The 20,455-nt window shown below is 48.8% G+C and carries 23 protein-coding genes and 1 tRNA gene; 8 read left to right on the forward strand and 16 right to left on the reverse strand.

The annotated features are described in order from the left end of the window. Positions 1 to 2: 2 nt before the first annotated feature. The 7 genes from H8730_RS02985 to H8730_RS03015 all read right to left on the reverse strand — a co-directional run bounded on the left by H8730_RS02985 (position 3) and on the right by H8730_RS03015 (position 5,994). The gene (locus tag H8730_RS02985; RefSeq protein WP_177714362.1) at positions 3 to 422 is read right to left on the reverse strand and encodes a hypothetical protein; all 420 of its coding nucleotides are present in this window, start codon (positions 420 to 422) and stop codon (positions 3 to 5) included. A gap of 16 nt (positions 423 to 438) precedes the next feature. After that, positions 439 to 1,002, reverse strand: coding sequence for a hypothetical protein (locus tag H8730_RS02990; protein ID WP_177714361.1), 564 nt, complete (start codon positions 1,000 to 1,002; stop codon positions 439 to 441). Positions 1,003 to 1,134: 132 nt separating this feature from the next. Continuing rightward, on the reverse strand, positions 1,135 to 2,301 hold the full coding sequence (locus H8730_RS02995; protein WP_177714360.1) for a phage portal protein: 1,167 nt from the start codon (positions 2,299 to 2,301) through the stop codon (positions 1,135 to 1,137). A 125-nt stretch (positions 2,302 to 2,426) separates the two neighbouring features. Continuing rightward, positions 2,427 to 2,825 (reverse strand): hypothetical protein, encoded by a 399-nt coding sequence (locus H8730_RS03000; protein WP_177714359.1) that lies wholly within the window; start codon positions 2,823 to 2,825, stop codon positions 2,427 to 2,429. Positions 2,826 to 3,110: 285 nt separating this feature from the next. Then, on the reverse strand, positions 3,111 to 5,177 hold the full coding sequence (locus tag H8730_RS03005) for a VapE domain-containing protein (RefSeq protein WP_177714358.1): 2,067 nt from the start codon (positions 5,175 to 5,177) through the stop codon (positions 3,111 to 3,113). Further along, positions 5,171 to 5,695, reverse strand: coding sequence for a hypothetical protein (locus H8730_RS03010; RefSeq protein WP_177714357.1), 525 nt, complete (start codon positions 5,693 to 5,695; stop codon positions 5,171 to 5,173). Before H8730_RS03010 ends, H8730_RS03005 begins: the two co-directional genes overlap by 7 nt. A 47-nt stretch (positions 5,696 to 5,742) precedes the next feature. Beyond that, positions 5,743 to 5,994 carry a helix-turn-helix domain-containing protein gene (locus H8730_RS03015; RefSeq protein WP_177714356.1) on the reverse strand — a complete coding sequence of 84 codons (252 nt, stop codon included), beginning with the start codon at positions 5,992 to 5,994 and terminating at the stop codon, positions 5,743 to 5,745. 198 nt (positions 5,995 to 6,192) lie between these two features. Between H8730_RS03015 and H8730_RS03020 the strand changes: the two genes are divergently transcribed. Together H8730_RS03020 and H8730_RS03025 are read left to right on the forward strand one after the other, a co-directional pair. Beyond that, complete coding sequence (locus H8730_RS03020) at positions 6,193 to 6,708, forward strand: helix-turn-helix domain-containing protein (RefSeq protein WP_177714355.1); 516 nt, start codon at positions 6,193 to 6,195, stop codon at positions 6,706 to 6,708. Positions 6,709 to 6,725: 17 nt separating this feature from the next. Further along, positions 6,726 to 7,208, forward strand: a complete 483-nt coding sequence (locus H8730_RS03025; RefSeq protein WP_177714354.1) for an ImmA/IrrE family metallo-endopeptidase — start codon at positions 6,726 to 6,728, stop codon at positions 7,206 to 7,208. 354 nt (positions 7,209 to 7,562) lie between these two features. Here the strand turns inward: H8730_RS03025 and H8730_RS03030 are convergent, their stop codons facing one another. The 4 genes from H8730_RS03030 to H8730_RS03045 form a co-directional block, all read right to left on the reverse strand. Beyond that, positions 7,563 to 8,096 (reverse strand): winged helix-turn-helix domain-containing protein, encoded by a 534-nt coding sequence (locus H8730_RS03030; protein ID WP_177714353.1) that lies wholly within the window; start codon positions 8,094 to 8,096, stop codon positions 7,563 to 7,565. 1,035 nt (positions 8,097 to 9,131) lie between these two features. Then, positions 9,132 to 9,683 (reverse strand): Uma2 family endonuclease, encoded by a 552-nt coding sequence (locus H8730_RS03035; protein ID WP_249289360.1) that lies wholly within the window; start codon positions 9,681 to 9,683, stop codon positions 9,132 to 9,134. A gap of 13 nt (positions 9,684 to 9,696) precedes the next feature. Beyond that, the gene (locus tag H8730_RS03040) at positions 9,697 to 9,894 is read right to left on the reverse strand and encodes a RepB family protein (protein ID WP_177716215.1); all 198 of its coding nucleotides are present in this window, start codon (positions 9,892 to 9,894) and stop codon (positions 9,697 to 9,699) included. 480 nt (positions 9,895 to 10,374) lie between these two features. Further along, positions 10,375 to 10,446, reverse strand: a tRNA-Gly gene (locus H8730_RS03045). A 193-nt stretch (positions 10,447 to 10,639) separates the two neighbouring features. On the opposite strand from H8730_RS03045, the gene H8730_RS03050 reads away from it, so the two are divergent. Then, a complete protein-coding gene (locus tag H8730_RS03050; RefSeq protein ID WP_177716217.1) occupies positions 10,640 to 10,972 on the forward strand; it encodes a phasin family protein in 333 nt (110 codons plus the stop codon). Further along, on the forward strand, positions 10,953 to 12,551 hold the full coding sequence (locus tag H8730_RS03055) for an ABC1 kinase family protein (protein WP_177716219.1): 1,599 nt from the start codon (positions 10,953 to 10,955) through the stop codon (positions 12,549 to 12,551). The genes H8730_RS03050 and H8730_RS03055 overlap by 20 nt, the downstream gene beginning before the upstream one ends. A gap of 27 nt (positions 12,552 to 12,578) precedes the next feature. Here the strand turns inward: H8730_RS03055 and H8730_RS03060 are convergent, their stop codons facing one another. The 5 genes from H8730_RS03060 to H8730_RS03080 all read right to left on the reverse strand — a co-directional run bounded on the left by H8730_RS03060 (position 12,579) and on the right by H8730_RS03080 (position 15,489). Further along, entirely contained in the window at positions 12,579 to 13,112 is a 534-nt protein-coding gene (locus H8730_RS03060) for a DUF3783 domain-containing protein (protein WP_177716221.1), read from the reverse strand. A 190-nt stretch (positions 13,113 to 13,302) separates the two neighbouring features. Beyond that, positions 13,303 to 13,542, reverse strand: a complete 240-nt coding sequence (locus H8730_RS03065; RefSeq protein WP_177719073.1) for a hypothetical protein — start codon at positions 13,540 to 13,542, stop codon at positions 13,303 to 13,305. Between the two features lie 67 nt (positions 13,543 to 13,609). Next, a complete protein-coding gene (locus H8730_RS03070; protein ID WP_177719074.1) occupies positions 13,610 to 14,140 on the reverse strand; it encodes a CarD family transcriptional regulator in 531 nt (176 codons plus the stop codon). Continuing rightward, a complete protein-coding gene (locus H8730_RS03075; protein WP_177719075.1) occupies positions 14,128 to 14,433 on the reverse strand; it encodes a hypothetical protein in 306 nt (101 codons plus the stop codon). Before H8730_RS03075 ends, H8730_RS03070 begins: the two co-directional genes overlap by 13 nt. Positions 14,434 to 14,619: 186 nt before the next feature. Continuing rightward, the gene (locus H8730_RS03080) at positions 14,620 to 15,489 is read right to left on the reverse strand and encodes a methionyl aminopeptidase (protein ID WP_177719076.1); all 870 of its coding nucleotides are present in this window, start codon (positions 15,487 to 15,489) and stop codon (positions 14,620 to 14,622) included. Positions 15,490 to 15,668: 179 nt separating this feature from the next. Between H8730_RS03080 and H8730_RS03085 the strand changes: the two genes are divergently transcribed. The 4 genes from H8730_RS03085 (at position 15,669) to H8730_RS03100 (ending at position 20,441) form a co-directional block, all read left to right on the forward strand. After that, positions 15,669 to 16,562, forward strand: a complete 894-nt coding sequence (locus H8730_RS03085) for a DUF2935 domain-containing protein (RefSeq protein WP_177719077.1) — start codon at positions 15,669 to 15,671, stop codon at positions 16,560 to 16,562. A 253-nt stretch (positions 16,563 to 16,815) separates the two neighbouring features. Then, on the forward strand, positions 16,816 to 18,606 hold the full coding sequence (gene iorA, locus H8730_RS03090; RefSeq protein WP_249289362.1) for an indolepyruvate ferredoxin oxidoreductase subunit alpha: 1,791 nt from the start codon (positions 16,816 to 16,818) through the stop codon (positions 18,604 to 18,606). After that, complete coding sequence (locus H8730_RS03095) at positions 18,603 to 19,193, forward strand: indolepyruvate oxidoreductase subunit beta (protein WP_177719346.1); 591 nt, start codon at positions 18,603 to 18,605, stop codon at positions 19,191 to 19,193. Before iorA ends, H8730_RS03095 begins: the two co-directional genes overlap by 4 nt. 6 nt (positions 19,194 to 19,199) lie before the next feature. Then, a complete protein-coding gene (locus tag H8730_RS03100) occupies positions 19,200 to 20,441 on the forward strand; it encodes a phenylacetate--CoA ligase family protein (protein WP_488153846.1) in 1,242 nt (413 codons plus the stop codon). The last annotated feature ends 14 nt before the right edge of the window (positions 20,442 to 20,455 follow it).

Genomic DNA, 20,455 nt, shown 5'->3' on the forward strand with positions numbered 1-20,455 from the left:
ATTTACGCCTCCTGATAATATTCTAATCGACATTGTATTTGGTATCGAGAACTGTCTGCTGTATTGCTAAGCAGAAATTCTGTACTCTGTGCTTCAATCTTTCTAAGTTCCTTGCCGGCTTCCATGTCGGGGAGTGTCCCTGTCTTAGTCTGCACCTCTAGCCACGCGGCCAGGTCCTCAAAAAAGCCACTGTTGGCCAATCCCTCGCTCAACTCTAGACTGTGGTACGCCTGTGTGCGAAACACAAACTGGTACTGCCGGATACTGCTGCCGTCCAAATACTGCTTGATGATCTGCGTCGCGGGGATTCCATCGATGCTGTACTCTCGCTCATCCGCTGGTAAATAGTTGGACTTGATTTTTCCCTCTTGCAACAGCGGGCAGTTTAAAAAAAACTGATTTAACCTTTCAATGATTGTCATATTCCACCTGCCATCCTCATGGCGCCACGGATACGCCATACTTTTCGCCGGAACTTCCGTGGCGCATTCCTGTCGTAGATTTCCTCATTGCCGTTTCCTCGGTAAATTCTGGATTCTCCTGCAAAAACTGTTGCAATGCCTCATGAAACTCGAACTCGTCTGTAACCCGTTTCTCGACTTCAAATATGACATACTCCATCATTTTTCCCCGCACGCCTTTATCGCGCACCATTTCACGGCGTTCATAGACAAGCGCTTTTTGCTCTGCCGCTTCCGCTTTTTGTCGTAGAGCCTCTAGATCGCTTACGTCCACGTTTTGGGCATTCTTCAACTTTTCCGTCTCGCGCTGCCATTTGCGCCTTTCGCGAGCGAGCCGCTTCTTTACAACCTCATCGACATCCCTCTGGGTATATTTCTTTTCCTCCGGCTTTTCCTGGCCGTTATCTCCGTCTTTAGACTTTACGTCATGGTCGTCACCGCGACCGGCAGCCTGGCCGCCGTCTCCTCCCCCTGCTGCACCTCCATCCGCTTCATAAAAAGGAGTAATGTGTAGATATAGGGGATCCTGAAATCTGTACATGCGTACTCTCCTCCCGTTTTAGGGCCGTCGCCCGTAGGTTTAGCCATGCAGTTTACCGCCGCCAGCATGTTTCTGGGCAATAAAAAATCACCTTGCCATACCGAACTAGGCGATTTTTCAGTCTCAACAGTTTTACATCTGTGATGCCGCTGAAATACCTGCTTTAGCCGTTGACTCATCTTCGCCAAAATACCATTTGCGCAATTCCCACTTCTGCATAATGCCAGCCGCCACCAGCTGGAGTTTTTGTGATAGTTCTGATTGCTGGTCTTTGATCCTGCTTTCATCAAAGGTAATCTTAATACCCGCTTCAAAGGGATCCGCACCGATTAGATGCAGAATTGCTTGCACCATAGTTCTGAGCGCCCTCTTCAGCACGACCTCATTCTTTCTCAGATTCCGATATAGATCGGATTGTTCTGATATCGCTCCTGTCGCGGTTTTTATGCAGCCCCCCTCAAAGTCATACCAAGTATTCCCCAGCCCACACTTGACGGACAGTCGATTCAGCCTTGCCTTTAACTCCGTATCCTTGTCCTCGAAGCTATCATCGGCCAGGTCCAGACCCTTAAGAATCTCGATTGCATTTGCATAGACAGATATACCCATGGGGTTGTCCAAATCGATACAGTTGATGGAGCTAGGCGTGACAATTTGAAACATGGGCAATGTGGATCCCGTCTTCCACTCCGGTTCGATTCCTTTGGGGAGCTCCATCTCCTTAAATCCTTCTCTGGAAAACAGTTTATTTTTGACAGTATATTGACCGTTCTCCACCACGTGAAGGTTTACATACACGCAGCGCTCTCCGTCCATGATTTTGTCCGATACAAAGGCACATTCTGTGATCTCCCCATTATCCCAAGACAGCGGATAGATCCTATTTGCGCGGACATAATCTAAGGCAACGTCTCCATCCGCTAAGTATTCCACAATCGCGCCAGTTCCCAGGGCATTTGTTAGCTCTACGAGTTGATTTGCCCGCACTGGAAAATTGTTTCGATCCAATATGGCTTGCACCTGTCTGTCTAACGCTGGGTCGCTGACTGTGATTTCCACCTTTTCATTTAGTTCCAGATTCGCCCAATCCTCTGCAACTTTTTTGGCCATGTTTACGCCATCGCGCTGACGGCTACCTTTTTCCTCGCCATTGTCCTGTTTGCCGCTATGAAATTCTTTTCCCTTACCCTGATACCATTTCAGCCATAGCTCAATCTGCTGATAAAATGCAGGGGATACCAACGTGTATCCCTGCTTTTGTAAGTACTTACGGATATCTCCATTTTGTCGATTTTCCAACGCTCCGCCTCCTATACTGCGAAATACAGGATGTACCACAGAAAATGGGGGATATTCTTTTGATCACCCACTTTTTGATACTATCATTTTATCACGTGACCTCTGTGCTGTCAGTACCCAAAAAGTTACCTCTTTGGAGGGTTTCGGCAAGATATTTTTTTGATGTAGCCGTACTGATACCCCAACATCTCTGCGATCTCTCCCAAAGCGAGCCCCCGCACGTCCCGCAGATACACCACCTTGGCGGCCAGATCCCCTGTCTGCAATATCTCATCGTCTAAAAGATCATGGATCTGTTCAACGATCGCTCGTATCTTGTCCGCTTCCCCCTTGATCCCGCTGGCAAGTATAGAACTGACTAACACTTCATCAAATTTCTCAGCTAGACTGATTCTGTGATGCTGAACATCTCGGACTTGATCAAGGACACCTTGACTGGCTTTCTCCTCAGCAGCCTCCAATCCTTTAACGGTGGTGGCTAATTCCCAGCCCAGTGATATTAACAGCTCATTCTGTTTTGTCAATTGGTATTCCTCCTTCCGCCATCCAAATCTTATCATTTGGAATTGACTTCTATTCTGAACAGTTGATACATGGCAGAACCTTTATATACCCGTTGGAGCCTGTATAAATAACGGTTTCCATAAACTTAACCTTCGGAAGGTTCCCAGGGTTGCCTTTTTTATAAACGTCCATACGCCTGCACACCTTTTTCTAGTTGTTTCTAAATATTGGGGAACCCTAGGAATCTTAGAAAAAATGCAGTATATAGCTGAGCTTGAGAAGGTTCCTAGCAGTTCCTCCGTATATTAAAAAAGAGTTTCATTGTAGCATTCCCAGAATGTATTTGGGCATCGCTCATAGCTAATCTGAGCTCCATACGTTCGGAATTTCTTTTTGCCGGGCATCCGCCGCCACCCTCTGATTGAATGCTGCATAATGTCATGAAGTTCATTGGATGTTCTCCGATCTGGCTTTGTAAACTCATTGTTTAGCGCCTCTTTGTATACCATGGCAATGCAGACATAGCGTTCCGTTGTATTGTCTAACCATTCCTGAATGATCCCCACACGCACATCTTCCTCGACAAAGCTGTTTTGTACCTCCTTGACTTCTTCTTGGAGATCACAGGGCAACACCAAGGCGGGATTCTCTGTGCGATAGATGTGAAAAGCCTCTGCCCAGGCCTGCCGAAATTCCTCTGCCACCTTATCGGGTTGTTCAAACATAGACCGTTTGGCGGCTCGCTTGTTTACCAAGAGTGGTAAATACCGGCGATTGCCTGTCCGATCTGTCAAGAAGTGGCTGCTATTTGTTGTCCCAGCGAAGACGCAGACACGCGGCCGTTGCTCTGTTCTGCGGCCATACGGAGGGCGGTAAGTGTCCACTGTGGAAGTGATAAATGCTTTGATCGACTCGACCTGCTGCGCCTTTTTGACTGCCAACAATTCTGCCAATTCTACAATCCACATTCCCCGCAATTTTTCCGCCGCCTTATCGCCATCGATTGTGTTGAAATTGTCATTATACCACTCATCCCTGCCTGCAAGGAGCTTGAAAAATGTCGATTTTCCAGCGCCCTGCTCGCCCACCAAAACCAGCATATAATCAAACTTGCAGCCAGGATGATAGGCACGATTGATCGCCCCCAACATAAAGAGTTTCATGCTTTCGACAGAGTACCGGCTTTTTGCCACACCTAAAAAATCTGGCAATAAGTTCTCTATATGAGGCTTCTGGTCCCATATGAGGCTTTCCAAGTAATCCGCCACGGGATTAAAAGGATGTTCATTTACGACAACCGTAAATGCCTCCATAATCTTCTCCATATTTTTAAGACCATACTTTCCCTCCACATAACACTTGAGATTGCTGTCATCCGCGTTGTTCCATTCTCGAAACTGAGTATTCGGACTCCAGGGGACCGCACCAAATATAAATGGGCTGTACGACAATGTATTGTACCGGAGATGGTTCTTTAATGCAGGATCGTTTCGCAAAACCTCACATATATTTTCAATTGTCTGCTGAACCTTTCCGTTTTCGTCATAGCGGAGATTGACCGTTTGTTCCATACAAGGCTTTGGGGATTCCCATCTTTTAGAATTTACTATTTTTGTACCTTTCTCGTATTTCAAGGCGCTTTGAATGGTTTTTTCAAGTTCCTTTTCCGAGAGTGGCGGATCACAGCGCTTCTCGTTTTCAATCTGTATAGCGGCTATGATTGCTTCATCGCTAAACCCTTTTGACTGGAGACTGCACGCAAACCGAAACATACTCTGATTCCGCTCGCCGGTCAGCACTTTTTCTGGCACAGCAAACCCGTTTGTGGGATACCGCCCATACTCAATCAGCTGATAGACCAGCTCATTGGCCGGCGCAATGGCGTACTCATCTGGGCTTTGTTCCCATTCGTAGGACATGCCATTGGGATGGATAGACGGTGGCGCAATGATATACCCCCCCTCTCCCCGCACATCGATTCCCTCCAGTACTTTGGCACGGTTTCCGACTCGTTGGGCGCCGCGATATAAAAGATGGTACCCTCCTCCCCCTGTGATAGACTGGATCGTTTCCGGTAGATGGCCATGCTTCTTCTCCCAATCACGCAAAGTTTGATAGCCGTCAATCCCCCTGTTGTCATCCACATCAAGATCAATGACCAAGAGTCCATTGCTTTTGGCCCCTGTGGCGATTCCAATATTGGCGTTGGGCCATTTCTGCCACCAGCCTTTTACCACGGCGGCATCCGTCGTTGCATCTTTGCAGCCATTTTTCGTCAGAGGCGTCTTTCCTTTGTATACGACGGGAAATACGGCAAGACCCATATTGATATACTCAACGGCAGCTTGATATGGCGTCTGTCTGCTCACCATTTCGCATTTGCCTCTCTTCCAAGTGGCTTGTCGGCTGGCATTGTGTATTTCTTGTCGCGAATTGACATCACGTCAATTAATCTATGGCAGGAGGTAATCCATCCTTTTCCATTGTCGTTCGCCCATTCTTTATTGATAAAGAGACCTCCGATGAATTTCCCAACTAGCTTTTTTTCATCCCAGTCAAAGTGGTAGCCGGGGTTGGACGCTTCAAATGCCTCCATGACGGCCTTGAACTTACGCTTCGTCCATGCGTCTTGTTCCGATCCATCATCGCGGGGCTCGAATAGATAGTAAGTCCCCCTCCATTTTCTGCTTTCCTGGATTTGATTCTCATAATCCTGTCTGTAAAAATCTTTATATTCGCCCTCTGCAATATCAAAACTAAATACCAAAGCTTCTCCATAGCTATTTGTGATCTCTTCCACATTCAAAATTTTCACGATGTACCCACCTCTGGGAAGTCTTTCTTTTTCTTTGTAGGTCTTTGTCTCGTTGTAATCGCTAAATCTTTTCATTGCGCATCCTCCTTTGACACTATTTTTTATTTTCACATGGTTCTTTATTAAACCCTTTGGCCGCTGCCTTGCCTGCTCTTCTCATTATCGCCCACTGCAAACAGATCGTTGGGAGTTACACCGAGTGCATTTGCAATTGGGACTATATATTCAGATCGAATTAGCTTTCTTCCATTAAGTAAATTACTAAAATCATTTTCGCTGAACCCTGACCTCTCCGTTATGGTTTTTTGCTTGACTCCCGTTTTGGTGATGATCGCTCGGATGTTTTCCGCAATGCAATTTTTATCCCCCGACATTTTGCCACCTCCCTCCGTCAAGGACTAACCGTGCAACAGCCTGGTCATGCAGGCTTTTCACTTTGTATAAGTTTCTTGTACTTTTCAATGTTATCACAATTTTCTTGTACTGTCAATATAATTTCTCAAGAATTTTGTACTTTTCTATTGACTTCTCAAGAATATACTGATAAAATCTTGTTACAAGGTGGTGTGAACATGAGCATAGGCAGTCGAATCAAAGAAGCGCGAAATACTATTGGGTTGACACAAGAGGAATTGGCAATGAAAATCGGCGTCACAAAAGGTGCCATAGCAAATTATGAAAATGAAGTGAGTACACCAAAAATTGAATTGATGTATAGATTATTTTCTGCGCTACACTGTGATGCAAATTATCTGTATCAAGATGAAATGAGTCCAATAAGGGGATTCCACTTCTCTCTTTCTGAACAAACCCATATAAAAAAATACCGCGCTCTGGACGAGCACGGTCAAAAAAATGTTGATCTTATACTGAATAGCGAATACGATCGTTGCACTAAGAACGAGCCGATTGTTCTCCGCGATGTTAAGCCAGAGCCAACAGTTCCTCGCGGATTTCGTGCTATCCCCACTCCCGATGTGGAAACAAAAGCCGCCCATATAAACACTGGACAGTCGCAGCCAACGCAAGAGCAGGTCGACGCAGCAGAAGCTCTAGCAGAAAAATTAAGACAAAAAAACGAACACTAGATAAAGGACGTGATCGAATGTACAAGCATGAAGAAATCGCCACGGAGATCACGGATGGAGGGGTACTTTATTCCGATACCGTTCATCTGGATGGAATGCAGGGATATTATAGTAACAAAAATAGGCGTCAGGCAATTTTAATTGATGCAAGACTGACCTACAGCGAAAAAGCAGTCGTCGCAGCGGAAGAGCTGGGCCATCATAAGACCAGCTCTGGAGATATTATACAGGACCGTAACAGTATCGAATCGTGCCGTCAGGAGGAACAAGCCCTCCGTTGGGCTGTGGAGAGATTGATTCATCCAGAGGATTTCATTGGTGCCTTTAAATCCGGCGTGCGAAATCGCTACGAATGCGCGGAGTTTTTCGGAGTGTCGATGGATTTCCTTGATCAGGCAGTGCGGATCTATCGGGCACGATATGGGTATAGCCTAAAAGTCAACAATGAATATGAGCTAATATTTATACCGTATTTTATGGTGCACCGGATACTGCCGTGATCTTTCCCTCCTATGGAGTTGAACATTCAGGCCACGAAGTGTCTAACCGCGAATCATTCAGAGTTCTGATGAGCCACTAGCGCACAGCAAGCCGCGGTGGGATAAACCATGGCCTCCCATTGGGCGCCCCATAAAAACAAGCCCTCTGGAATACCAGGGGGCATCGTTTTTATGGAACGGTCAAAGTCTGCTCAACATACTCTCAGACCGTAGCGGGATGATTTATCTTGAAAAGCCTGTGCCACAAGATGAACGTGCCGCCACGAGAATATCAGAGGATAACAAGCCGACATCTAAGGTATGGACAGTTGGTTTTTTCCATATAGGTATCTTCACTCCTCGGCATAGAGATTCTCATACATTAGTCCGAAGTTCAAGTAAAATATTATCGACATAGTTTATAAAAGCAGATTTGGATTGAATAAAATACTCCGGGTTCAAGCGCAAATAAATATCTGCGCCTACCCTTTTGACTCTGACAACGGCCACTTCCTCAACCAGATCCTCCACATATCGACCGATGGAGGAGCGAGATAAATGCAACTTTCTTGATAGCTGTGAAATCGTCATCTCCCTCTTACTCAGCTCGCGTATTATTTCAATCTTGGTATCATTGCCATAAGACTTGATCACGGAATATATGGTTATGTATTGGTAATTAATGGCTCGGAATAAAACATCTGAATAGTCACAGCCTAAAACGAAGGAAAAGGGTTTTTTCCCTTTCGTCGATCTCCTCATAATAAGATACTGATTCAGATAGCATACAGAATAGGTTTGACTCTCAAGATTAACTTCATTATCGATCATGCAAGCCCGTTTCACTTGACTTGAAGTATCTGCGGAGGTGAAGGTATGGATGATGTCAGCTTTATAACGCCTTCGCAATGCTTTCGCCTTCTGCCAAAAGGACCTTTTGCATATTGACATCCTCAAATGTACGGAGATAGTGAGTAACGACGTACTGTCTAAAAAAACGCTTGTCCTCAAGCTTTTGGAAAAAATCGGAGATTGAATCCCCAAAGAATTCTGTTTTTTCCAAAACCAATTTTGTGAGAACACAATAATAGTGTTCACTGTAGTGAAAAAAAGGATAGAGAGAATCGGGAGGATTTGGAAGATTTTTTTGATCCGGAAAGAGTCGTAGTTATACAAATATGCATCTGGCTTCTTGTGTGTAAGCGAACTCAGCATTGTTTCTACAGCCCTGCGATTAAAATATACCACATTATAAAATAAGGTATCATAGAGGATGCCAAGGGATTCATTGATATTCACATTATTCACTCCAATCCACACAATATGGCTTAAAATTATCACAAAGATGTGAGTAATGCAAGAGCTTTACAATTTTTATAATGGAAATCATTGCTGGATGTGATGAAAAAAGAACCCCATTTGGGGGCTCTATTCAAGGTCTAGCTACTGACATACTAGTAATTATGCTAATATAGCATCATAAAAAGTTAATGAATATAAAACGTTTGTCAACTAAACACAGGGCGGCACATAACCTGCGACCAGATGAGCCAATTTCTCGATTTCAAATCGGGAAGAGGGGTATCGATGGTAAATGATGAAATGACTCTGGCTCACCTCGTCCTATCCGATGGGCTAAAGCCACTGGCCTCAAATTTGAGGGCACCTCCGCACGTTTAAGCGTATCATGGGCAATAGCGACGTCGCGGACCTTAAGAGGTTGTGAAGATTTCTGCATATCCTCTTTAGGGTGCTTTTCTCCATACATCTTTCCAGAATCAATTTGCCGTTCTTTCGCTTTCCTCTCCACTACTGATTTCAACCGCAGTGCCAGTTCTGCCCGCCGTTCTCGGTTCAGGATCGGGGTTGTAGCGGCACTTCTGACATTTGAATACGGAAGCGGGTAATTTATACCCCCCAAAAAAAGAACCCCATTTTGGGGCTCTATTCAAGGTCTAGCTGGGTGAAGTCAATGCTGAGGTCCGCTAAGGTGTAAACTTTGATTGTGTCGCGGAAGGTGTAGGCTGCCGGTAGCAGATCATTATCCAGTTGATAGACCGTTACCGCTTCCCTGTCCGGGTTCACAATCCAGTATTCTTTGACGCCGTATTCCGCGTAAAGGTTTAGCTTTGTCAAGTAGTCCCGTCTTGATGTGCTAGGGCTCACGATCTCTATAATCCATGTGGGAGCGCCTATACAACCCTTCTTTGTGATCTTATCACGATCACAGATGACCATAAGGTCAGGTTGGACGATGTTAGGCGTGTCCTCGTCTTCGTGCTGGAGGTAAACATCGAAGGGAGCAGTAAATACTTCGCAGGTCTTTCCCCTAAGATAAGTACCTATCTCGATGTGCAAGAAACTTAATATCCGCTGATGTGCGGCGCTGGGTCCGGCCATGTTATAAATCTCACCATCGATCAGTTCTGCCCGGACGTCTTCGCCCAGGGCTTCCCAGTCGGCTAAGGTTGCTTTTTTGGATTCGTGTAATGGCAATGGGGTTCACCTCTTATTCCTTATTATCGCGTTCCATAGTCTCATCTATAGCGCGGTTGATGAAGCCATTCATGCTTTCGCCAGCAGCGTCTGCATGAGATTTAATCTTGTCCTTTTTACCTTTTTCCATCCTCAGCTTTACTTCATCATAATTTTCTTTCATATATTTGCTTACGGCTTTTTGCTGTGCTTTCGATGCTGGTATATTCAACACCCCATTCCATTTTATTAATGATGTATCTTTTCCACCATGGAATATTATATCACATTTGTATATCGGGGTCAATATACAAAATACGCATATATCGGGTACGATATAGTATACTAATCTCATCAAAGCAAGGGAGGCACCCAAAGATGAGCATAACCGATATGGCTAGTAAGGCAAGAGAGCTAAAGGAATTGAAGAGAATGGCAGAGGAATTGGAAGCGGAGAGTAAGGCTCTAGAAGATGAAATTAAAGCCGAGATGGAGGCCCGCGACACAGCGGAGATCACAGCGGATATCTTCAAAATCCGGTGGACAAGGGTGGTCAGTAACCGGCTGGACACCCAGTCTGTCAATAACCGCTTCACAAGACTCCTTTCAGTTTTTATGTGGGCATCCATCCCCCAGAAGAATCCGGGAACTGTCCCTGAAAAAGGATTGATAAATAAAAAGGTCCCCATCCCGGGAACCCGCTACATCAGCAAGCGCGAAACGGGATTCGAACCCGCGGCCCTCGCCTTGGCAAGGCGATGCTCTACCTCTGAGCCATTCGCGCATGAAAGTATATATAGTATACATCACTTCTCTGAATATTGCAATGATTTCTTTATAAACTTTATCTTCATAATTGGCATGAATCTATGGCTGTCATGAACTTTCTTAAATTTTTCCGTGTTTTCTTGCTATTTATCGCCATCGTGGTATACTATAGATGACACTATCAAACCCCAACAAAGGAGGTTTCTATCATGGCAAATTTAGAAGATGAATTAAAACGGATTCTGTTAGCAGGTCTTGGCGCTGTCGCCGTGACAGCGGAGAAGGCGAAGGAAATGATCGAGGATCTGGTGAAAAAAGGCGAGCTCACCGTAGAACAGGGAAAAGTTCTGAATGAGGAACTGAAGCATACGGTGAAAGAAAAAGTGCGCAGCGCTGTCGGTGAAGCGGAACCCAGCACAGATTCCATTCTCAAAAGCCTTGACACCATGAGTCCGGAAGATATTGCCGCCATCAAGGCAAAATTGGACGCTTTGTCACAGGCGAAGGCGGACGAGACATCGGATGAAGCCGAATCGAACTAGCCTGGACTCTGAAAGCCGCAAGCGGCTTCGAGAAATTTTGGCGATTCTCATTCGACATGATGTGATACGGGGGCTAACGCCCGAAAAGCTGCGCAAGACCATTGAGGACCTTGGCCCCACCTTCGTCAAGATCGGACAAGTCATGTCCATGCGCCAGGACATGCTGCCACCTGAGTACTGTGATGAGCTGACAAAGCTGCGCACAGAAGTGGCAGCCATGTCCTTTTCCACGGTGAAGTCCGTGATCGAAGCAGAGTACGGAAAACCCGTGGCCAGCATATTTGCTGAGATTGATCCGACGCCTCTGGGCTCCGCTTCCATCGCGCAAGTTCACGCAGCGGTGCTTAAAAATTCCAGCCGCGTCGTTGTCAAGGTCCAGCGCCCAGATATCCATGATACCATGGCCCGCGATATTGCGCTGCTGCACCACGCATCAGGCCTTTTGCGTCTAGCAGGCGGAATCGGCGAAGTTCTAGATTTTGACGCGATTCTGGATGAAGTTTGGTTCGTGGCCCAGGAAGAAATGGATTTTCTTATGGAAGCCCACCACGCCGATGAATTTTCATCTCTCAATCAAGCTATCGCGTACATTGGCTCTCCGATGATTCACCACCAATACACCACCTCCCGGGTGCTAGTGATGGAATATATCGAGGGAATCCCCTTGGATCATCTCGCGGAATTGGCGGATAACGGATATGATCTCGGGGAAATCGGGAGCAAACTGGCTGAAAATTATGTCAAGCAAATCATCGACGACGGATTTTTCCACGCGGACCCACACCCGGGCAATATCCGCGTCCGCGACGGCCAAATTATCTGGATCGACATGGGAATGATGGGCCGTCTCAGCACACGGGACCAAGAGCTCCTGCGCAAAGCTGTATATGCCCTGGCCACCTCCGACGTGGATGGACTGAAGGATGTGGTGCTGTCTCTGGGAATTCACAGCGAAAAAATTGATCATGCCAAACTCTATACGGATCTGGACGATCTGCTGCTTAAATATGGCACCATGGCTGTGGGCGATATGGATATGGCCCGGATTCTCGATGACCTCCTTGCCATAGCCAATGAGCACCAGATTTCTATGCCAAAGGGCATTTCCATGCTGAGCCGCGGAATCATGACCATTGAAGGTACCATCAGCATGGTCAGTCCTTCCAGTAATCTTGTGGAGATTGTAAAAAATCATCTCTCATCCCATGTCCTTCATGATGTGGATTGGAGGCACGAGCTGAAAGAGAGCGGGCGCGCCCTGCTAAAATCGAGCCGGAAAGCGCTGGATCTCCCATCGCAGCTTTCCGATATTCTCAAGATGACCATCAAAGGGCAGACGAAGGTGAACTTGGACTTGACCGGCTCTGAACAGCCTCTGCACCAGATCGACCACATGGTCAACAAAATTATCCTATGTATTATCATAGCGGCGCTGTTCGTTGGGTCGAGCCTCCTCTGTCTGACCGAAATGCGCCCAACGATATTGGAGATCCCCGCCATCGCCTTTTTTGGCTTTCTGGCAGCGGCTTTGCTTAGTGTCTGGCTGTTTTACACAATCGTGCGCAAGAAAAAACGATAGCGTTCCAAAGGGAACTGCTATCGTTTTTTACGCGCCGCGCGTGGCGGAATCCAACATCGCGAGGCATTGCCTAAGCTCCTGGGGATCCGGCTCGGCCCGCTGTATAGCCTCCTGTGATTTTTGCAGTGCCACGCGCAGGGCAATGGGGGAACCCGGTGTCAGCGCCCCGGCCGTTTCGTCGATCAGCTTCGCTAACTTACCGTAGACTTTCATAACCTCATGCTCTCTCGTTATTTCCCGCAGCAGCGCATCCAGCCTCCAATGCTGGTTATGCTCTGTCACAACCGCCTTCAACTGGACCGGCGCCATGCCCGCTTCCTTCATTCCAGTCAGAAGCGCATCCATTCTCCCTCGCGATAGTTGACTCATGAGCAGAAATTCGTCTGAAAACTCTGGGCCGCTATAGCTCTCTGTGTTTCTCGAAAATCCAGCCAGTCCAGCCAGATATCCAACCGTCTGGGACAACATCGCAGTGGAGATATCCTCATACGGCATACCCAACCGCTCCAATAGTTCCCGGATCTGTTTTCCTCTCGGCTGGTGGGCTGGGATCTGATACATAAGCACTTTCTCCTGTCCCTTCACTGCACCCACTCCCTTCCATTCTAAGCATTACCGGTTTCCGCTAAGGATATACCCATATGCTTTTACCTGTTTCATCAGTGTATCACGATAGAACAGACTTGTCAAATACACATAAAGCAGGGCGGCCGCAAAACACAATCGATTTGCGGCCGCCCCGTCGTTTGCTTTACTCTAAGTAATCGCCAATGGCATAATTGGGCACTTGCTTTTTGATTTTGATGATGATAGAGCCATCCTCTTGAACTGCTTCCTCAATGATTTTGTACTGTGTCCGCTTACGCTCCATCTGCCTTTTATATTTCTCGTATTCTTCCCGTATCTCCTTTGCCGCCAGCGCGCGGTCCGATTCATCTTTCATTTGAAACTGGATCGTCTGTTGAAGGCATGCGCTGAGAATTCGTTTCATCCTGTTTCACCCCCTTTCCATCGGCCTGCCAACGCCCCCTCTTCTGTAAATCACATACTCTCCTACACTATACAACCGTTTCCTTCCTCTCCCCATTCTCTGCCGGCAGCTGCCGCGAAATGTAGGATACAACCTGATCCGGCTTAATGTGTAAGACCATGGCAATCTCGTCGTACAGCATCTTTTCCGCTTCCCTTAAAAGTCGTTCATCGGCGGAATGGAGCTTTCGGCCTTTCGCCAGCTGCTTTTGCTGGTGCAGATACAGGGCTTTGATCATCCCCACCAGCTCCGTTCGATCCCCCCGCGATACAATTTCCTTATACCGTTCTTTCCGCTGCATCTCATTCTCAATCCACAGGGTATCCTCATTTGGCATGGACTCGATGAGCGCCTCAATCTCATCTTTTGATAAGACGCGCCGCATCTTCGCCGTCAACCTGTCATTCAAAACGGGTACAAAGATTGTCGCTTTTTCATCGTAGACAGGCTTTAAGATATAGTATTCAATGCTGCTGCCATTGAAATCTCGTTCCTCGATCTCTGCAATCCGACAGACACCATGCGCGCCATATACGATCATATCGTTTACTTGAAACACGCTCCATCCTCCTTTCCTCTCTGAACCTTCCATGGCATTCTGCCCCCATAATAGACGGCGGCAATTCTCGCCTGCTTCTCCTCGCTCAACAAGTTCATATGCTGATGCCATCGAGCATTGGATTCCCTGTGTTCCAGCCTGCTTTGACAAAAAGAACATCTTTCTCCAATGCACTCTGAGACCCTCAGAATGCCGCACCGGCAGTGCTCCGTCAGATAGATGCAGTCTGGATATCGCAGAGGCTTTAAATTCTGGCTGGCAGACGTCGATATGAAATTGTCAGTCCGACTCAAGTGATATCACCCCAATCCTCGTCTATTACGAAAAAACGTGCGGTTTGCTGCAACTGGACTTACGTTCCGCTAAGCAAACTACACGTTGAGTTTAGGATTAGTATACCAAATTTTCTAAAAAAATGTCATAGGCATTTTTGACAAAGCTTCCGCCTGGCTTTTTGTGGGATTCTATAGATCATGCGCCTATCGTGTTAAGACTTCCGGCCCATCCTCCGTCATCAGGACCATAGACTCCCATTGAGCGGACAGTTTTCCATCTGCTGTGCGGACAGTCCAGCCGTCCCGCTCGTCGATGAGAATCTCACTGCGCCCCTGGTTGATCATCGGCTCAATCGTAAACATAAGGCCAGGCACCAACACCATCCCGGTTCCCTCCGCCGATACATAACTGACATAGGGATCTTCATGAAATTCCAGTCCAATTCCGTGGCCGCCAATATCTCGGACGACGGAATACCCCTTTTTCTCTATAAACACATGGATGGCATGGCCCATATCGCCCAAGAGCCCCCACGGTTTCAGGGCGTCCAGGCCCACCTGAATGCTCTCCTGCGCCGTCTGCACCAACGCTTTCGCCTCTTGAGAAACCTCTCCGATCATAAACATGCGGGACGCATCGGAGTAATAGCCGTCCAGATTCGTTGAGACATCGACATTGAGGATATCGCCGTCCCTCAGCACCTCCTTCTCGCTTGGGATTCCGTGGCAGACAACATTGTTGATGGAGGTGCAAACGCTTTTGGGGAACCCCTGAAAGTGTAATGGCGCAGGGACTGCGCCGTGGGCGATAGTAAACTCATAGACCAGCCTGTCAATCTCTTCCGTCGTCATGCCCTCCTGGACATGGGCTGCCACATGGTCCAACAGCGCTGTATTGACCGCGGCACTGGCACGTATCTTGGCGATCTGTTCCTCCGTTTTAAGCAGTTTCCGCCGGGGGACGAGGTACCCCTCGGCTTTCAGTTCCGCCAGACGCTCATCCATCTCCATATGACAATGCTTATACTTTTTGCCACTACCGCACCAGCAGCAGTCATTTCTTCCTGGTTTCATATGTACCTCCTACTGCGCTCTAACTTCTATTCTTGTATTGTACTCGCATCCACAGCAAAAGTCAAATCCAACCTCCACGCCACCACGCCTTCTTTCTCTGCAAATGAGACAAACACATTGCATTGACTCGCATATATTGTAATGGTAGGACAAAATTTTATGAAAGGACATCCATCAAGATGAATGAGTATAGTTTTGAATCTTTGGAATTGCATCTTTTTTTCTCGCGGATCATGAAAGAACACGCCCTTTTCCTCGAAGCTGGCTTTCAAATGAAAGATACCTCACACATAGCCAAGGCCCGATGGTATCGAGTCCAATTTGAAGCCCTGCTGCGGGAAGTCGTTGGAATCAGCGATGGGCTTATTCGCGGGGAAATCTTACAATCCGGCGAGATTGTGACCGGCTACACCCCATTTGCAGAGCAGAAGACACAGCAGTTAACTGGCATCATGATTGACAGCCGGATCACTGCCATGGAACAGCATTTCAAAGCAGACTGTAACCGATGCGCTCCCCAAGGCCTTGAGGGGAGAGTGCAAAGAATCAACCAGAAAGCGGCCTGTCTGTTGGATGGGCTCATCGCTTTCAAGGAAAGCATTTTGCACGACGTAAAGCATTGCTGCTTGTTTACGGCGAATTATCCTCTTCTGATTGAGCACATTATCCGGGAAGCAAAGTTGTACCGCTCCTTTGTCCGTGAACTTGAAAAAGAAGGCTGCCTGTGCCCTCAGAACATGCGGGATGTGGAATTATTCTGGAATCAAATCATGTTGGAACACGCCCTATTTATACGCGGCCTTCTCGACCCCACAGAAGCACAGCTTATCAAAACGGCAGATGAGTTTGCAAACGACTATGCCTGTTTGTTGGAGGAAGCCAGCCGGAAGAATTGCATTACCATTCGGGAACTGACGCAGAGAACTGTGGAGGAAACCATGCGATACCGCGATTTTAAAGCAGCTGGCACGAAAGGCATTGTGGAGTGCAACATTGCATCCCTCATTCTGCCGCTTCTGGCCGACCACGTCCTGCGGGAAGCCAACCATTATCTGAGGCTCCTACAGGAATAACGCAAGCGCTGCGCTTCCGGCTATAGAGCCTGTGGCAACTTTCATCGACCTGAATATTAGGGTCTCCGCTGCCATGTGCTACCTGGCGGCGGAGACCGGTTTGCTTTTCTGAGAAATCGCACCCATCCGGTACATGAACGCTAAAAACTATTGACAGCCGGGCGTACCCGTGCTAAGATTAAGAATCATAGATTCAGCAGGTTGACGCTTGTTCTTGAATAGAATAAGCGTTTTTTTGTGAAGGAGGATCTCAATGGCAAGAAAATTAGTCATGGGCAATGAGGCCATTGCCCTAGGCGCCATCCACGCCGGCGTCAATCTCGTATCCGGCTACCCCGGAACTCCCTCCACGGAGGTGTTGGAGACTGTGGCGAAGCAGAATCCCGGCGACATCTATGTAGAATGGTCTGTCAATGAGAAAGCGGCTTTAGAGGTGGCGGCGGGCGCCGCCTATACAGGCGCCCGCTCCATGGTCACCATGAAACAGGTGGGCCTCAACGTGGCAAGCGACCCCCTGATGAGCCTTGCCTACATCGGCGTCAAAGGCGGTATGGTGATTCTCGTTGCCGACGATCCCGGCCCCATCTCCTCCCAGACGGAACAGGACACCCGCCACTTTGCCAAGTATGCCAATCTTCCTGTCTTTGACCCGACAACGCCGGAGGAGGCCTACGAAATGATCGAGGAAGCCTTCGATTTTTCAGAAACCTACCAGATTCCCGTCATCTTTCGTCCTACGACGCGGATCTGCCATGGCTGTGCCACTGTGGATATTCGGGAAGGCCGCAGAGTCCAACGTCGGGAAGGCTTTGTCAAAGACCCGAAATGGACAATTTTTCCGAAGCTCTCCTATGAGAACCATCTCAAGATCGAAGCTCTGGCTCGCGAGCTGAGCAATGTTTTCTCCACCTATGGGCGCAACGCTGTGGAGGGAAGCGGCGATCAGGTCATCGTCGCGTCAGGCGTCGCATATACATATGCAAAAGAGGCCTTGACCTCACTTCAAGCCTCATGCCGGCTGGTCAAATTGGTGACGGCCAACCCTTTCCCGAAGGATTTTGCCCGATCTTTCTTACAGAGCGCGTCCCAAGTATTGGTGTTGGAAGAGTTGGACCCTGTCATTGAAGAGGAACTGACGCGGCTATGCGGGGAGGATGGCCTTCCCCTGACAATCTGCGGAAAACATACAGGGCACACGCCCTATGCCGGTGAATACAGTACGGAGGCGCTGCTGGAAATCATCAGTTCCTATCTGTCTGTACCGTATGAACGCCCCTCCCTCCCGCCACCCCCTGCGCTTCCCGTCCGCCCGCCCGTACTCTGCGCCGGCTGTCCTCACCGCGCTTCCTTCTACGCAGTCAAGCAAGCCATGAAAGGGCAGGATGCTGTCTTCACCGGCGATATCGGCTGCTATACCCTGGGGAACGCAAAGCCGCTGGATATGGTGGATACCTGTCTCTGCATGGGCGCCGGCATCACCATCGCCCAAGGTCTTTCCCGTATGGAGCCCAATAAAAAACAGATCGCCTTTATCGGGGATTCCACCTTTTTCCACACGGGTATTGTCGGGATTCTCAATGCCGCGTATAATGAGACAGATATCACCGTCGTCATCCTGGACAACAGCACGACGGCCATGACCGGCCATCAGCCCCACCCCGGCACCGGCCGGACCATGATGGGAGACATCAGCGAAAAGATTGACATTGAGGCACTTGTCAAAGCCTGCGGCGTCAAATGTGTCAAAACCGCCAATCCTCTTCACCTGAAGGAAGCCGTTGCCGCCGTATCGGAGGCCGCCTCTTTCTCCGGCGTCTCGGTTGTGATCTTCCGCTCCCCCTGTATCGCTCTGTTTAAGCCAGCGGTCAAGATGGAGATTCAGGATTCCTGTATAAACTGCAAAAAATGCATTCGTGAGATCGGCTGCCCCGCTATCACGACGGATGAGGGAAGGGTCCATATCGAGCCCAGTCTCTGTTATGGCTGCGGTCTCTGTTCTCAGATATGCCCTGTTCACGCGATTTCGGGAGGTGATTCAAAATGACATTTAATTGTCTAATGACCGGCGTCGGAGGCCAGGGAACGGTTTTGGCCTCCAAGGTCTTAGCACAGACTGCGCTAAACGCTGGCTATTTTGTCCGCACCTCCGAAACCATTGGCATGGCTCAGCGGGGCGGCTGTGTCACCAGCCATATCCGGTTTGGAGATGATTGCGCATCCCCAGCTGTCCCCCAGGGATGCGCCGACGTGATTGTGGGATTCGAGCCTTCGGAGGCTGTCCGCGGAAGCGTCTACGTAAAACCCCATGGGATTATCCTCGTCAACACAAAAGCCATTAAACCCATCACCTCCTCCCTGACGGGGCAGGAATTCCACACAGACGAAATGCTCGCCTATCTGCGAACCCGTTCCTCCAGGGTGATTGCCGTGAACGGCGAGGCTCTGTACACTCTGGCGGGAAATCCCCGGACGCTGAATATTATTTTGCTGGGCGCTGGCCTTGCCGAGGGGGCTTTCCCCTTCACTCGCGCTGCCATGGTCGCCGCCATGCGGCAAGTCCTGCCAGAAAAACTGTGGGCCATCAACGAAAAAGCGCTGGATCTCGGGTTATCGTATTTACAGTATCAGTAGGAGGCCATTATGTGCAACGATTCCACTTTTGAGAAGCTCCTCGCTCTGCTGCGGCGAGTTTCAGAACACAGTGAATTTTACAAGCAAAAATATCACAGAGAGGGATTTGATATTCGGGAGATCCAGACACCGGAGGACATCGCCAAAATTCCTCTCACCACTAAAAATGAACTTCGGGACGCCTACCCCCTCGGGTTACAGGCGGTTCCAGAGGAGGAGATCGTCCGCATCCACTCTTCTTCCGGGACAACGGGCCTGCCCATTATCATGCCTTACACAAAAAAGGACGTGGAGGACTGGGCGATCCAATTCGAGCGCTGTTACCGCATGGCGGGCGTCACGGATCTTGACCGGATTCAGATCACGCCTGGATACGGCTTGTGGACTGCCGGTATTGGGTTCCAGGCGGGGGCAGAGCGGCTGGGTGCCATGGTCGTCCCCATGGGGCCGGGCAATACGCCAAAGCAGATTCAGATGATGCAAGACTTAAAGACCACAGTCTTAGCCTCCACCTCGTCCTATGCCCTCCTATTGGCGGAGGAAATCATGTCCAAGGGGCTTCGCGACACGATTCACCTTAAAAAAGGGATCATCGGTTCTGAGCGCTGGGGGGATAAAATGCGCGCCCGCATCCAGCAGGAGCTGGGCATTGAGCTCTATGACATCTACGGTCTGACGGAAGCCTACGGCCCCGGAATTTCCATCAGCTGCCAATACGATCAGGGTATGCATTATTGGGACGACTATCTGTATTTTGAGATCATTGACAGCGCCACCGGCCAGGTTTTGCCCGAAGGGGAGCTGGGCGAGCTGGTCATCACCACCCTCGTCAAAGAAGGGTCTCCCCTGATCCGATACCGAACCCATGATATCACTCGCTTGATCCCTGGCCCCTGTCCCTGCGGCTCCCCCTATCCCCGCCATGACCGCATTGTGGGCCGGACCGATGACATGGTCAAGGTCAAGGGGGTCAATATCTTTCCCGGACAGATCGATTCGCTGCTCAGCTCTCTCCCCGGCGCGAGCAGCGAATATCAAGTCCATATCGACCATTTCAACGGCAAGGACCGGCTGCGGCTGCGCTTTGAAAAGGAGCCGGAGGTGGATGCGAAGACCCTTGAAGACACCGTCGTCCGCTCCTTCAAAAATCGGATCGGAATCACAATCGCCGCGGAAGCTGTCGAGATCGGTGTCCTTCCCCGCAGCGAGAAGAAATCAAAGCGAATCTTTGATGAGCGGTACGCATAACAAGTACAACGGCA

The sequence above is a fragment of the Bianquea renquensis genome (assembly GCF_014384895.1).
GTDB lineage: Bacteria > Bacillota > Clostridia > Lachnospirales > Bianqueaceae > Bianquea > Bianquea renquensis.

What these genes read in the sequence shown, in the direction of transcription:
- H8730_RS02985 (WP_177714362.1), bottom strand. Translation starts at nt 422, where the DNA reads ATGACAATCATTGAAAGGTTAAATCAGTTTTTTTTAAACTGCCCGCTG.
- H8730_RS03065 (WP_177719073.1), bottom strand. Translation starts at nt 13,542, where the DNA reads ATGAAACGAATTCTCAGCGCATGCCTTCAACAGACGATCCAGTTTCAA.
- H8730_RS03020 (WP_177714355.1), top strand. Translation starts at nt 6,193, where the DNA reads ATGAGCATAGGCAGTCGAATCAAAGAAGCGCGAAATACTATTGGGTTG.
- H8730_RS03025 (WP_177714354.1), top strand. Translation starts at nt 6,726, where the DNA reads ATGTACAAGCATGAAGAAATCGCCACGGAGATCACGGATGGAGGGGTA.
- H8730_RS02990 (WP_177714361.1), bottom strand. Translation starts at nt 1,002, where the DNA reads ATGTACAGATTTCAGGATCCCCTATATCTACACATTACTCCTTTTTAT.
- H8730_RS03060 (WP_177716221.1), bottom strand. Translation starts at nt 13,112, where the DNA reads ATGTATCAGATCCCAGCCCACCAGCCGAGAGGAAAACAGATCCGGGAA.
- H8730_RS03085 (WP_177719077.1), top strand. Translation starts at nt 15,669, where the DNA reads ATGAATGAGTATAGTTTTGAATCTTTGGAATTGCATCTTTTTTTCTCG.
- H8730_RS03010 (WP_177714357.1), bottom strand. Translation starts at nt 5,695, where the DNA reads ATGAAAAGATTTAGCGATTACAACGAGACAAAGACCTACAAAGAAAAA.
- H8730_RS03015 (WP_177714356.1), bottom strand. Translation starts at nt 5,994, where the DNA reads ATGTCGGGGGATAAAAATTGCATTGCGGAAAACATCCGAGCGATCATC.
- H8730_RS03055 (WP_177716219.1), top strand. Translation starts at nt 10,953, where the DNA reads ATGAAGCCGAATCGAACTAGCCTGGACTCTGAAAGCCGCAAGCGGCTT.
- H8730_RS03050 (WP_177716217.1), top strand. Translation starts at nt 10,640, where the DNA reads ATGGCAAATTTAGAAGATGAATTAAAACGGATTCTGTTAGCAGGTCTT.
- iorA (WP_249289362.1), top strand. Translation starts at nt 16,816, where the DNA reads ATGGCAAGAAAATTAGTCATGGGCAATGAGGCCATTGCCCTAGGCGCC.
- H8730_RS03095 (WP_177719346.1), top strand. Translation starts at nt 18,603, where the DNA reads ATGACATTTAATTGTCTAATGACCGGCGTCGGAGGCCAGGGAACGGTT.
- H8730_RS03080 (WP_177719076.1), bottom strand. Translation starts at nt 15,489, where the DNA reads ATGAAACCAGGAAGAAATGACTGCTGCTGGTGCGGTAGTGGCAAAAAG.
- H8730_RS03005 (WP_177714358.1), bottom strand. Translation starts at nt 5,177, where the DNA reads ATGGTGAGCAGACAGACGCCATATCAAGCTGCCGTTGAGTATATCAAT.